At 35.2% G+C, this 12,517-nt stretch carries 5 protein-coding genes, 2 tRNA genes and 1 rRNA gene; all 8 read left to right on the forward strand.

Features of this window, described 5'->3' with window-relative positions; translation table 11 throughout:
- Positions 1–106: 106 nt before the first annotated feature.
- The 8 genes from BLT80_RS17735 to BLT80_RS17770 all read left to right on the forward strand — a co-directional run bounded on the left by BLT80_RS17735 (position 107) and on the right by BLT80_RS17770 (position 12,263).
- Positions 107–3,331: a SusC/RagA family TonB-linked outer membrane protein gene (locus tag BLT80_RS17735; protein WP_092470489.1), complete on the forward strand. Its 3,225-nt coding sequence runs from the start codon at positions 107–109 to the stop codon at positions 3,329–3,331.
- 11 nt (positions 3,332–3,342) lie between these two features.
- Positions 3,343–4,827, forward strand: a complete 1,485-nt coding sequence (locus tag BLT80_RS17740) for a RagB/SusD family nutrient uptake outer membrane protein (protein WP_092470491.1) — start codon at positions 3,343–3,345, stop codon at positions 4,825–4,827.
- Positions 4,828–4,838: 11 nt separating this feature from the next.
- A complete protein-coding gene (locus BLT80_RS17745) occupies positions 4,839–5,585 on the forward strand; it encodes a hypothetical protein (RefSeq protein ID WP_092470493.1) in 747 nt (248 codons plus the stop codon).
- Between the two features lie 122 nt (positions 5,586–5,707).
- Positions 5,708–7,666 (forward strand): S8 family serine peptidase, encoded by a 1,959-nt coding sequence (locus BLT80_RS17750; RefSeq protein ID WP_092470495.1) that lies wholly within the window; start codon positions 5,708–5,710, stop codon positions 7,664–7,666.
- 134 nt (positions 7,667–7,800) lie between these two features.
- Positions 7,801–9,753: a putative porin gene (locus BLT80_RS17755; protein ID WP_092470497.1), complete on the forward strand. Its 1,953-nt coding sequence runs from the start codon at positions 7,801–7,803 to the stop codon at positions 9,751–9,753.
- Between the two features lie 666 nt (positions 9,754–10,419).
- Positions 10,420–11,945, forward strand: a 16S ribosomal RNA gene (locus tag BLT80_RS17760).
- A gap of 93 nt (positions 11,946–12,038) precedes the next feature.
- Positions 12,039–12,112 (forward strand) — tRNA-Ile (locus tag BLT80_RS17765).
- A 77-nt stretch (positions 12,113–12,189) separates the two neighbouring features.
- Positions 12,190–12,263: transfer RNA gene (locus tag BLT80_RS17770), tRNA-Ala, on the forward strand.
- Positions 12,264–12,517 lie beyond the last annotated feature (254 nt).

The raw sequence follows: 12,517 nt of genomic DNA on the forward strand, positions 1-12,517 counted from the left end.
TTGTTATCAATATCGCAGAGATGTTAACATTTTTTTAGCAAAAACACTTGGTTATTTAATATAAAATTAAGATGTTTGCAAATAGACTAACTCAAATAATTGTTTTATGAAATTAAAGTTAACATGGTTATTAACGCTTTTTATGGCGTTCGTGATGCAATTTTCTTTTGCACAAGAGAAAACTGTCACAGGTACAGTTACAACAGTAGCGGATGGTTTACCCCTTCCTGGCGCAAGTGTAATTGTAAAAGGGACCTCTAGGGGTCAACAAACAGATTTTGATGGTAAATATACCATTCAAGTCAATCAAGGAGATGTTTTAGTGATTTCTTATGTAGGTATGACACCTGGAGAAGTTCTTGTTGGAGCTGGAAATACTTACGACGTTGCTTTAGAGGATGCAAATACTCTAGATGAAGTAATCGTTGTTGGGTACGGTACAACAACAAAAGATGCTTTTACTGGTACTGCGACAAAAATCGCTGCTGAAAATTTAGAAGCTAAAACAGTATCTAACATTTCTCAAGCTCTTAAAGGTGAGGTTGCGGGTGTTAACGTTGTTACAGGGAATGGTGCTCCAGGATCTGATGCAACAATTCGTATTCGTGGTTTTGGTTCAGTAAATGGTAACCAAGCTCCTTTATATGTAGTAGATGGTGCGCCATACAATAGTGATATCTCTTCTATTAATGCAGCAGATATTGAAAGTACTACTGTATTAAAGGATGCGGCAGCTACTTCTATTTATGGTTCAAGAGGTGCTAATGGTGTAATCTTAATTACAACTAAACAAGGTAAATCAGGTAGTTCTGTAATATCTGTGGATTTTCAGACTAGTTTGAATACTTTGCTTTTACCTCAATATGATGTTATTGAGTCTCCAGAAGAGTATATTGAATTATCTTGGTTGTCACTTAAAAACAAAGGTGTTTTATTAGGTCAAGCAGATCCACTAGCGTATGCAAGTGCAAACTTGTATGGTACAGCTGAAGGTATCAACAATCAATATAATATTTGGAATGCAGCAGGAGCTGATTTAATTAATCCTTCTACAGGTAAATTTAACTCAGGAATTGAGCGTAAATACACGCCAACTAAATGGTCTGACGCAGCTTTTAATACTAGTTTTAGACAAGAAGCTAACATTCAGTTTAGTGGTGGTAACGAAAAAACAAGATTTGCAACTTCTTTCGGTTACTTAGATGATCAAGGTTATGCAATTAAATCTAGTTACAAGAGATATACTACAAGAATCAATTTAGAGCACAAAGCAAAAGATTGGTTAACTATTGGTGGTAATCTTGCATTTACAGGTGGTAGATATACAAATTCTGGTGGAGATGAAAACGTGTCAAGTTCTTCAGGTAACGTTTTTGCATTAACTGCTACGACACCTAGAATTTATGATATTTATCTTAGAGATAATGATGGGAATCGTATCGATGATCCTATTTTTGGCGGTTTTCAGTATGATTACGGTGGAGAATATGGTAGAAGATCATGGACAAATACCAATGGTATTGCAGATGCAAATTACAATTTAGAACAAACTGATGTAGTTACAATGTTAGGTAACTTTAATGTTGGTGTTGATTTTACTGATTACTTAAAGTTAGAAGTTCGTTACAGTGGACAATATAATAATTCTGATAATTCATCTCGAGCAAATCCATTTTATGGTGGTTCTGCGGATGTAGGTGGAACATTGTTTAAAGATCAACGTACAAATACAAATCAAAACTTCTTACAGTTATTGCGTTTCAATAAATCTTTTGGAGAGAGTAATATAGAAGCATTTGTAGCACACGAGTCTACTGAAAATAGATATAAGCGATTCGGAGCTGGAGCTCAAACAGCTATTTTACCTAATACATTAGATTTAGCACAATATACTACACCATTTGGTAAAGCATATTCTTTTAGTCAAGGATGGACATTAGATAGTTATTTTGCACAATTAAATTATAGCTATGCTCAGAAATATTATGTTACAGGTTCTGTTAGACGAGATGGTTCTTCACGTTTCTTAAACGATAAATGGGGTACATTTGGCTCTGTAGGTTTAGGTTGGGTAGCTTCTAAGGAAGATTTTCTTTCGAATGTTGACTTTATGGATTACTTGAAAGTAAAAGCTAGTTACGGTGTAATTGGTGATCAAGGTACTAATTTACAGTACGGATGGCAGTTGTATAATATTAACGATACAGCAGATGGTAGTTATTCATTTACTCAAGGTTCTACATTAGCTAACCCAGATTTAACGTGGGAAACTTCTAAAATTGCACAAGTTGGTTTTGAAAGTACTTGGTTTAATGATAGATTAGATTTAGATGTAGATTACTACGTTAAAAACACAACAAATTTATTCTTTAACCAAAGTTTACCTGGTTCTAGTGGTTCTGCTCAGATTCAATATAACGATGGTACTATGCGTAACAGTGGTATTGAATTCAATGCTTTAGTAAGAATTATTAAAGACGGAGATTTCAGATTATCTGCTGGTATTAATGGTGAATTATTTGATAATGAAATTACTGAAATGCCTAAGGATTTCTATACTGGTGAGGCTAAGGTATTGGATGGTAGATATTCAAAAGGTAAATCACTTTACGATTGGTACATGCGTGAGTGGGCTGGTGTTGATCCTGCTTCAGGTGCAGCATTATGGAATTTATACTATGACGATTTAGATAATAACGGTATTCTTAGTTCTGGTGATATTGAAATTAGCAGTATGACATTGTACTTAGATGATAATCCTAATGCTAATGTTAAAAGGACTACTACAGATACATATACAAATGCTACTAACAAGTATGTAGGTAAATCAGCTATTCCGAAAGTTAGAGGTGGTTTCCGTATCAATACTGGGTTTAAAGGATTTGATTTAACTGCTCAATTTAGTTATAGTTTAGGTGGTTATGTTTACGATGGTGGTTACGCTGTGTTAATGAACAACAGAAACTTAATTGGTAGTGATAACTTCCATACAGACGTAAGAGACTCTTGGAAAGAACCAGGTGATATTACAAATGTTCCTAGAATTTCTGCAGGTTACAATACAGATACACAGTTTCATTCAACATCTACTAGATTTTTAACTAAAGCAGATTACCTATCTTTAAATAACGTGAACCTTAGTTATACGTTACCAAAGAAGGCTATTAGCGATATGAATCTTACAAATGTTAGATTGTATGTTTCTGGTGATAACCTTATGATGTTAAGTGCTAGAGATGGTCTAAACCCTTCAACACTTATCAGTAGTGGTAATTCTGGTATATATATGCCAATGACTACATTTAGTCTTGGAGCAAAAATTGAATTTTAAAAAGAAAAATTATGAAAAGAAGTATTGTATGTTTAATCGCATTTGCCTCATTAAGTATAATGGGCTGTGGAGAGGATTTTTTAGATCCAGTTAGAAACACGAATGTTATTACTAGTGAAGATTTCGCAGAATTCTCTGAGCAGAATCCTGAGTTAATCGAAGGAACTCTAGATGGTATCGCTAGTTTTATGATTCAAGATCAAGGAATATTAGCTGGTCAACATTATGATTTAGGTCAAAAAGGTGTTGATATCTGGTTAGATATGTTAACTGGTGATTTGTCATTAGCTACTAGTTCTTATGGATGGTATAATGGAACAGCAAACTTAGTTGCAACTGTAGATTTTACAGCAACTGAGAATAGAATTATATGGGATTACTATTATAAGGTCGTTAATTTGTCTAATAGTGTAATTGCATCTGCTGGTGGTAATGATGCCAATCCAGAAGGAGCAGAGGTACGTCGTATTTTAGGTCAAGCTAAAGCGTCTCGTGCGTATGCATATTTCTATTTAACTCAGATTTTTCAAAGAGAGTATGATCCTGCTCAACCTATTTTACCTTATTATGATGGTGATGTAGCAAATGCAGCAAAAGTACCTGCGTCAGAGATTTATGCTTTAATAGTTAGTGATTTAACTGATGCTATCGATTTATTAGATGGTTATACTCGTGAATTAAAAAATCAAATAGATAAGCCAATTGCACAAGGTTTATTAGCATACACATATGCTGCAATGGGCAACTATGCTGATGCGAAAATTCAAGCGGATGCTGTAATTAATAGTGGTTATCCACTAACGACTGCAGGTCAATTGGCTTTCCCAGGTGCAGGTTCTGGTTTTAATGATGTAAACACGGCTTCATGGATGTGGGGTTTTGATTTAACTGAAGATTTAGGTCATCAGTTAATTGACTGGTGGGGACAAATGGATTATTTTACATATAGTTACGCATGGGCTGGTGATTCAAAATCTATAGATAATGGATTATATGCACAGATACCTGCTAACGATATTAGAAAAACACAATTTGGAACTGCTAACGCGCCATTAATGCCAATCAATAAGTTTTTTGATCCGGGTAGAGCTGCAGGTGGTCAGTATATCATTACTACAGATTTAATTTTTATGAGAGTAGAGGAGTTTTATTTATTAAGTGCGGAAGCTGCGGCTAAAACAGGTAATGAAGGAGCTGCTAAAGCTACTATGATAGAATTGTTATCTAACCGTTTAGGAAGTAGTGAAGCCAATGCTTATATTTCTCCACTTTCTGGTTCTGCACTTACTAATGCAATTTATTTGCAAACGAGAATTGAACTTTGGGGTGAAGGTAAAGCATACTTTGCTTTAAAAAGAAACCAGAAATCAGTGACAAGAGGATCTAACCATGTGTTCCGTGCTGGTGAAACGTTTTTGGCTAATTCTGATGAAATGTCGTTTCAAATTCCACAAAATGAAATTGATAACAATCCAAGTATCAGTGAACAAAATTAAAACAAATTATTATGACAAAATATTTTAAAATTATTGCAATCGTTGCAGCTGCTTTCTTTATTAATTGTGAGGCGGACGATGAAACTAAACTAAGTAAGTTTGTTGGTTTTGAAACTAGCCCTATTTATTTAGAGCTTCCTAAAAACTCTACAGATAACACTAAAGAGGTTACTATTGCTGCAAGTGAAACAGTTTCTTCAGATCGTACATATTCAATATATGTTGATGAATCTTCTACATTTGCACCTAATTATACAGTGCCTTCAACGGTAACAATTCCTGCGAACTCTAATTTAGGAACATTTACAGTTACTTTTTCTGATGATGATAACCTAGACTTTTTTGATCAATTCTTAGTTATTCAATTTGATAGAGAAGAAGGTTTAGACTTTAGTGATGAATTGGTTTTTACACTGACTGAATTGTGTGAAGAAACATTAGTAAATTTATTTTTAGAATTTGATAGTTATCCTACTGAAGCAGTTTTTGAGCTATATGATCTCTCTGACACCTCTGCACCTCTTTATACAGGTGGATCTGGTTCTGAGTATGCTGGTCTTACAGATTTTTCTATCAGATTTTGTTTAGAGCCAGGTAACTACCTAGTTGCTGTATATGATCTTTATGGTGATGGTGGTACTGATTTTACATTAACTTATAAATCGGATGGTTCTGAAATTGCTTCGGGATCATCTCCGGATGCCGGAAGTGGTTATCCAGTAGTGACTAATGTGACTGCTGAATTTACAATAGATTAGTAGATATTTTTTTTACTTATTAAGCCATCATATTTATATATGATGGCTTTTTTTATTTTTAGTATCTATGAATTATATCAAAATAGCCGTATATTGCAAAGAAAAATTTACTTTTTAAAAACATGAAAAACTATTTATTCCCTATAGTGTTTTTGGCTTTACTTAATTTTGGTCATAGTCAAAATACTTCTACTGTAACTATTTCTCAAGAAAACCTTAATTTAATTAAACATTTTGAAGCCAAAGAACAGAATCGTTTGGCTAGAGTGCAAACGTACCTAAAGTCTAATCCTGAGACTAAAACGACATTTAAAGACGGAATTAATATTACACAGATTTATGATGTTGTAGATGGTGTGGTTCTTTATAGATCTACAAATAATTTAGATGCAGGAAGAGCAACAAAAACATCTTACTTGCAAGTTGGTGGTGGTTTAGGTTTAGATCTTGATGGAACGGGTATGACTATCGGTGTTTGGGATGGTGGACCTGCAGATGCCTCTCACCCTGAGTTTCAAAATAGCACGGATACCGGATCTCGTGTAACAATTATCGACAACGCTATTGTTGATGATGATATAGGTTTTAGTAGTCATGCGACACACGTTTCAGGTACAATATCTGCTAAGGGAGTAGATCCTGATGCTAAAGGAATGGCAACTAATATCAACGTTAAGTCTTATAATTGGACTAATGATATTGCAGAGATGATAGCTGCAGTTAATTCTGCTACTGATCCAATTATTCTATCGAATCATTCATATGGAGTGCCAATTGTGAATAATAGTGGGGATTATTTACCTTCTTGGTATATGGGGTCATACAATCAAGACGCAAGAGATGTGGATAATGTAGCAAGAAATAATCCAAAATATTTAATTGTTGCCTCAGCTGGTAATAATGGTACTACATCTTATCCTGATGGCATGTATGCTGGGTACGATAAATTAACTTCAGATAAAAATGCAAAGAACAGCTTAGTTATTGCTAACGCTCAACCTACATTAACTTTATTTAATTATGACCTACAAACTTTGGGAATTAACTCAAGTAGTAGTCAAGGTCCAACGGATGATTTAAGAATCAAACCAGATATCGCGGCTGATGGTACTAACTTGACTTCATCAATTCCTGGTGGTCTCTATGCGAGCTTTACTGGTACTTCAATGTCAGCACCTAATACAACGGGTACACTGGCTCTTTTACAACAATATTATAACCAGTTAAATGGTGATTATATGAATTCTTCTACCTTAAGAGGATTAGTATGTCACACAGCTGTTGATGATATTGCAGCTACTGGCCCAGACCCCAAATTTGGTTGGGGGTTTTTAGATGCAAAAGTATCTGCTGAAACAATCTTAGACGCTACTACTGGTGATGCCTTAATTAGTGAAGACACTTTGAGTGAAGATGAAATTTTTGAGATGACGTTTTCTGCACAAGCAGGGGATAAGTTAAAAGCTACAATTTGTTGGACAGATATGCCTGGAGGAATTTCAAATCAAACATTAAATGATCCTACTCCAAGGTTAGTTAATGATTTAGATTTAAGGTTATCTAAAGATGGTAATACTTTTATGCCATGGAAACTAGATTATTCTCAGACTTCTGGTTTTTCTAATTCAAAAGGAGATAATTCAGTAGATAATATTGAAGTGGTTGAAATAGAAGCGCCGACATCTGGGGTATATACTTTAACTATTACGCATAAAGGTACTTTAAAAGATATTGGAGGTGGGCTTTTTGATCCTAAAGATCAAGATTTTTCTTTAATTATAACAGGTAGTAGTCTTACTTTGGGTACAACAGATAATGCTTTATCTAATAGTTTAATAGTGTATCCTAATCCTAATAATGGTGAGTTTACAATAAGTTTTGATTCTAACTTAAATAACAACAGTGATGTTAAAGTTGATATTTATGACATTAGTGGACGATTAGTATATAAAAACTCTTTTGTTAATGATTCAGTTCGATTTAATAAAACTATAAATTTAAGTGGTGTTGCTTCTGGCGTATATATCGCAAATATTTCTAAAGGAAATAACATTACATCTCAAAAAATTATTATTGAATAAACACTTCAATAATTACAGAAAATTAAAGACCAACAATAATTACTGTTGGTCTTTTTTATGTTAAGTAAATTGTAATTTTTCATTCATAAACAATAATTTATAGTTTACTTTGTTTGAAAACTAGATAGTATCAAATGCAGATCAAATATTTCTACATACTTATATTTTGTTTATTTACGGTAGGGCTTAGTTCTCAAACTAAACTTAACAAGGCATATGCTGGTAATGGACAAGATAGTTCATCCGCTAAAAAATCTAAAGGGTTTAAGGAGTTAGCAACAATAGATATGTATCTACAGTTTAATAATGCACTAGACTCAATTCAAGTAGATACCACTTTGACAATTAAAAAAGATTATAAATTTAATTATCTTCAGAAGGATAATTTTGATTTAATGCCATTTGCTAATATTGGGCAAACATATAATACGCTTAGTTTTAATGCTTGGGATAATAATACGTCACCTTTGTTTGGAGCAAGAGCTCGTCATTTCAATTATTTAGAACATAATGATATTATGTCTTATGAGGTTCCGACGCCATGGACACGTTTAACTTACAAGACAGCATTTGAGCAAGGGCAACTTTTAGATGCTTTCTTTACGGTAAACCTGTCTAAACAATTTAACTTTTCATTTGCATATAAAGGATTACGATCTTTAGGGAACTATCAAAACTCACTGACTAGTTCAGGAAATTTTCGTTTTATATCAAAGTATAAAGCAAAGAACGAAAAATACCATGCTAAAGGATATGTGGTAATGCAAGATCTACTCAATCAAGAGAACGGTGGATTGGACACAGAAGATATAGATAATTTTACTTCTGGAAATGAAGAATTTTTAGACCGTTCTGTATTTGACCCTGTCTTTGAGAATGCAGAAAACATATTGAAAGGTAAACGTTTTTATTTTGAACAGACCTATGGGATCCTTCAAGATACCGATTCCTTATCCAATAACAGCATCAAGCTTATTAATAAGGTGTCTTTAGAAGATAAGTATTATCAGTATAGTCAAACAGCATCTGCTACAAGTTTTTTTGGAGATGCCTTTACAAATAGTATTAATGATAAAGTAAAGTTAGAGAATTTTAAAACATCACTAGGACTTAGTTATATTAATAATGTAATAGGTAATATTTCGTTTGCCGTAAATTATACAGATATTAACTATGGTTATAATAGTGTGGTATTATTGGCTGGTGAAACTATTACAAATAGAATTAAGTCAAACTTCTTTGGTGTAGAAGGTGAATACTCAAAAACATATAAAGGTTTTAATATTACAGGTAAGGGAGGTCTAAATCTTTCAGATACATTTGTAGGGAGTTATTTAGATGGAACATTAAACTTAAGGTTAAATGAAGACATCAGGTTAGCTGGTGGAATTGCAATTAATTCTAGGCTTGCAAATTATAACCACTTATTGTATCAAAGTGATTACATAAATTACAATTGGTATAATTTAGAGGATTTCGAAAACGTCAACACACAACAATTAAAATTCAATTTAAAATCTGAAAAATGGTTGAACGCCACTTTAGATTTATCTAATATAGAGAACTACACCTATTTTAATTTAGAAGAAACTGTAGACGGTGTCAAGATGATTGAGCCAAAGCAATACAATAAACCACTTCAATATTTAAGGTTAAAACTACAGAAGGAAATCAAAGTTGGTAATTTTGCCTTAGATAACACGTTAATGTATCAAAATGTGGTGAGTGATGAAGAAGTTCTTAATGTACCAGCAATTATTACAAGAAATACACTGTATTACTCCAATCAATTGTTTAAAAAATCAATGACCCTACAAACGGGAGTTACCTTTAATTACTTCTCTGAGTATAATATGAATGGTTATGACCCGTTACTCGCTGAGTTCTATACTCAAAACGAAACCAAGCTAGGAGGTTTTCCCAGGTTAGATTTCTTTATTAATGCTAAGGTTAGACAAACACGTATCTTTTTTAAAGCAGAACACTTCAATTCATCGTTTACAGGATACGATTATTTTTCAGCACCAAATAACCCTTACAGAGACTTTACTATTAGGTTTGGTATAGTTTGGGATTTCTTCTTATAAAATTATAATAGCGTTACCCTTTTGTTTTTAAGCAACAAAAGCGTCGCGTCATCCGCTATATCTTTTTTTTACTAGGTTTACATAAGGGTAGAATATGTTATCCTATATACTATGTTATTATTGTATCATTATAATAGGATGTAAAAAAAAGGATGCCGCTTCTACCGCTAACGCGAGTACTTATTAGTGTTCAAGAACCCCCAATATTCGTTTTCATTTAAGAGTGTTAAGTGTAAAGTATCGCTGATCCATTAAATTCCAAAAAAACTTTAGGGTGTAAAATAGTGGTTTCAAGAGTCTTGTGAAATATATTAAAATAAAAGCAAAAAAGGTGTTGTAGGTTTGTAAAAGGGTTATATATTTGCACCCCGAAACAAAAACATTTAGTTGCGTTTCGAACGTTCATTTCCAGATAGATTTAGCTTCGAAAAAATAATAAAATATTTTTTCAAATTAAATTTGTGAGAGTGAAAAAAGGGTTTTATATTTGCACCCGCTTAGCGAAACAGTGTTAAGTAAAAGTAAAGAAAAGTTCATTAACATATTGAATTGACAGCGTAAGAATCAACTGGAAACGGTTGATTTAAAACAAGAGAATAAATCATTTAGAGTACTAGAATAATTCCTATTAGTTGTTGAAAAAATAGTCGTAAGACTTAAAATTTAACGATGAAGAGTTTGATCCTGGCTCAGGATGAACGCTAGCGGCAGGCCTAACACATGCAAGTCGAACGGTAACAGAGAAGAGCTTGCTCTTTTGCTGACGAGTGGCGCACGGGTGAGTAACGCGTATACAATCTACCTTTTACAGGGGGATAGCCTTTAGAAATGAAGATTAATATCCCATAGTAAGTAGTTTTGGCATCAAGACAACTTTAAAGTTTCGGCGGTAAAAGATGAGTATGCGTTCTATTAGCTAGATGGTGTGGTAACGGCACACCATGGCAACGATAGATAGGGGCCCTGAGAGGGGGATCCCCCACACTGGTACTGAGACACGGACCAGACTCCTACGGGAGGCAGCAGTGAGGAATATTGGACAATGGGCGGGAGCCTGATCCAGCCATGCCGCGTGCAGGAAGACTGCCCTATGGGTTGTAAACTGCTTTTATACAGGAAGAAACCTCAGAACGTGTTCTGAGCTGACGGTACTGTAAGAATAAGGATCGGCTAACTCCGTGCCAGCAGCCGCGGTAATACGGAGGATCCAAGCGTTATCCGGAATCATTGGGTTTAAAGGGTCCGTAGGTGGATAATTAAGTCAGGGGTGAAAGTTTGCAGCTCAACTGTAAAATTGCCTTTGATACTGGTTATCTTGAATTATTGTGAAGTGGTTAGAATATGTAGTGTAGCGGTGAAATGCATAGATATTACATAGAATACCAATTGCGAAGGCAGATCACTAACAATATATTGACACTGATGGACGAAAGCGTGGGGAGCGAACAGGATTAGATACCCTGGTAGTCCACGCCGTAAACGATGGATACTAGCTGTTCGGTTTTCGGACTGAGTGGCTAAGCGAAAGTGATAAGTATCCCACCTGGGGAGTACGTTCGCAAGAATGAAACTCAAAGGAATTGACGGGGGCCCGCACAAGCGGTGGAGCATGTGGTTTAATTCGATGATACGCGAGGAACCTTACCAGGGCTTAAATGTAGATTGCATTAGGTGGAGACACTTATTTCTTCGGACTATCTACAAGGTGCTGCATGGTTGTCGTCAGCTCGTGCCGTGAGGTGTCAGGTTAAGTCCTATAACGAGCGCAACCCCTGTTGTTAGTTGCCAGCGAGTCATGTCGGGAACTCTAACAAGACTGCCAGTGCAAACTGTGAGGAAGGTGGGGATGACGTCAAATCATCACGGCCCTTACGTCCTGGGCTACACACGTGCTACAATGGTAGGGACAGAGAGCAGCCACTTCGCGAGAAGGAGCGAATCTATAAACCCTATCACAGTTCGGATCGGAGTCTGCAACTCGACTCCGTGAAGCTGGAATCGCTAGTAATCGCATATCAGCCATGATGCGGTGAATACGTTCCCGGGCCTTGTACACACCGCCCGTCAAGCCATGGAAGCTGGGAGTGCCTGAAGTCCGTCACCGTAAGGAGCGGCCTAGGGTAAAATTGGTAACTAGGGCTAAGTCGTAACAAGGTAGCCGTACCGGAAGGTGCGGCTGGAACACCTCCTTTCTAGAGAAAGACGACTAATAAGGAAAGTTCTGATATAAGGAAATATTTAGTTTATTCTCTTGCTGTTAATTTAATTTTATAATAATTAAGTAGAGTCTCATAGCTCAGCTGGTTAGAGCGCTACACTGATAATGTAGAGGTCGGCAGTTCGAGTCTGCCTGAGACTACTAATTAAAAATAAAGGAAATTCTAGAACTGAGAATTCTAAATTCACATTAAGGATTCTACAAGTTAGGATTTTAATGGGGGATTAGCTCAGCTGGCTAGAGCGCCTGCCTTGCACGCAGGAGGTCATCGGTTCGACTCCGATATTCTCCACAACGGCTTAACGTTGTTGCTGATTTAATTATCAGTGGCGATTCGCCACAAGTTCATTGACATATTGAAAAGATACATGAAATATTATAGAGAGATTAATCTCTTTGTAAAGTAATAGTGTTTAATTACAGCTTACGAGCTTTGTAATTAGGCACAAAGTTTAGTTTAAATTTTCGGATTTAAGCTAAATAGTAACTCATTAAAAAGACAAAAGTACACAATAAGCTAAATAAGAGCGTATGGGGAATGCCTAG

This window comes from Winogradskyella thalassocola (assembly GCF_900099995.1).
GTDB classification, from domain to species: Bacteria; Bacteroidota; Bacteroidia; order Flavobacteriales; family Flavobacteriaceae; genus Winogradskyella; species Winogradskyella thalassocola.

Coding starts and splice junctions, on each gene's coding strand:
- BLT80_RS17735 (WP_092470489.1), top strand. CDS start 107: ATGAAATTAAAGTTAACATGGTTATTAACGCTTTTTATGGCGTTCGTG.
- BLT80_RS17740 (WP_092470491.1), top strand. CDS start 3,343: ATGAAAAGAAGTATTGTATGTTTAATCGCATTTGCCTCATTAAGTATA.
- BLT80_RS17745 (WP_092470493.1), top strand. CDS start 4,839: ATGACAAAATATTTTAAAATTATTGCAATCGTTGCAGCTGCTTTCTTT.
- BLT80_RS17750 (WP_092470495.1), top strand. CDS start 5,708: ATGAAAAACTATTTATTCCCTATAGTGTTTTTGGCTTTACTTAATTTT.
- BLT80_RS17755 (WP_092470497.1), top strand. CDS start 7,801: ATGCAGATCAAATATTTCTACATACTTATATTTTGTTTATTTACGGTA.